Origin of the sequence: Flavobacterium cupreum, from assembly GCF_003996965.1 — a bacterium.
In the GTDB taxonomy this organism is placed as follows: domain Bacteria; phylum Bacteroidota; class Bacteroidia; order Flavobacteriales; family Flavobacteriaceae; genus Flavobacterium; species Flavobacterium cupreum.
On the sequence record NZ_QWDM01000146.1, the window covers coordinates 1 to 336 of the forward strand.

The 336-nt window shown below is 66.1% G+C and carries 1 protein-coding gene; it reads right to left on the reverse strand.

Going from position 1 to position 336, the window contains the following annotated elements:
- The coding region (locus D0817_RS26975; protein WP_127341018.1) for a cation:dicarboxylate symporter family transporter at positions 1-336 on the reverse strand (336 nt) is incomplete at both ends.

Consider the following 336-nt stretch of genomic DNA (forward strand, 5'->3'; position numbering starts at 1 on the left):
CACCAACACGATTTGCAGCGCCGAGCCGAGCACCACGCACAGCGCCAGCCAGCCGACATTGATGAACACGGCGGCGCCGTTGACGGCGACCGAATTGGCGATCAGGGCGAACACGCCGAAGGGCGTCACCTCCATCACGATGGTGACGATGCGCAGGATGACGGCCGAAGCCGACTGGAACAGCGCGGCCATCGGAAGGCCCGCCTCGCCGGCGGCGATGGTGCCGACTCCGAGCATCAGCGCGACGAAAATAATGGCGAGCATGTCGCCCTTGGCCAGCGCCTCGAAGATGTTCAGGGGGATGCTTCCCAGCAGCTGTTCCGGGCCCGCCTTGGG